At 38.8% G+C, this 1,162-nt stretch carries 1 protein-coding gene; it reads left to right on the forward strand.

Annotation, left to right across the window (positions count from 1 at the left end; all coding sequences use genetic code 11):
* Window positions 1-86: 86 nt before the first annotated feature.
* Complete coding sequence (locus HMPREF2571_RS00375; protein ID WP_171021848.1) at window positions 87-1,106, forward strand: IS30-like element IS1139 family transposase; 1,020 nt, start codon at window positions 87-89, stop codon at window positions 1,104-1,106.
* The last annotated feature ends 56 nt before the right edge of the window (window positions 1,107-1,162 follow it).

The raw sequence follows: 1,162 nt of genomic DNA on the forward strand, positions 1-1,162 counted from the left end.
GCCCTATTGTAAAATGAAGTGCAACACAAAAGACATGTTCATCTGATATACTAGAGTTGCGAAAAACAGTATAAAGGAAGATGAACATGTCCACTAATTATTCTACCACAAATCAATCATACAAGCACTTATCTGAAGCTGAGCGAGGGGAAATTGAAGCTTATTTAAGCGTAGGACTCAAACCTGCTGAGATTGCTCGTAGACTAGGGAGAAATCGCTCTACTATTACTCGTGAAATTAATCGTGGTTCCATAACACAAGTGAAAAAAGTAAATGGGCAAAAGGTCTATTACCAACACTATTATGCAGATGCTGCTCATAACCGTTATCGTCATGCTAGAGAAGCCAGCTATTATTTGAAACTGGATTCCGTATCGGATGACTTTCTGAGAGCATTTACAGAAGCAATGAGAGAGAAACCAAGGGTGCATAGCGTGGATACCTTTGTTCATACCTATAGACTCCAACATGTAGATGCAGTTGTTCCTTCAACCAAGACGCTCTATAACTATATCCATCAAGGATTGTTAGAGATTAAGGTCATTGATTTGCCAAGAGCAGTGCGGATCCGTAAGAAATTTACCAAGCGCCCCTCTACCAAGAAACATCTAGGAAAGTCAATTGAAGAAAGGCCAGAAGAAATCAATAATCGTTCCCGTTTTGGAGATTGGGAAATCGATTCTGTTCTGGGTGGAAAGACAATAGGAGAACCTTCTATTCTAACCTTGGTAGAACGACAAACACGCTATGCTGTCACAAAGAAACTCGTGGAAAAGAAAGCAGAGTATGTCAATCAAGCAGTCTTAGAGTGTATGAAACTTTATCCCATTAAGTCCATAACTGCAGATAATGGAAACGAATTTTCATCATTGAGTAAGATAGAGGGATTAGATGTTTATTTTGCACATGCCTATTCATCTTATGAACGAGGTACAAATGAGAATTTCAATGGACTACTAAGAGAGTTCATTCCGAAGGGGTGTTCGTTAAAAGAACTAAATCAGAATCTTTTAGAGGACTATACAAAGGCTATCAATGAAAGACCTAGACGAATTCATGGCTATCAGTCCGCAAAAAAGCTGTTTGAGCTAACTCAAACAGCTTGAAAGATACTCACTTAATCAGAGGAACATCTTTGTTGCACTTGACTTGACAATTAGGG

Source organism: Streptococcus sp. HMSC068F04 (assembly GCF_001837455.1).
GTDB lineage: Bacteria > Bacillota > Bacilli > Lactobacillales > Streptococcaceae > Streptococcus > Streptococcus salivarius_D.

Excerpts from the sequence above, each read along its gene's own strand:
- HMPREF2571_RS00375 (WP_171021848.1), top strand. The coding sequence starts at position 87 with ATGTCCACTAATTATTCTACCACAAATCAATCATACAAGCACTTATCT.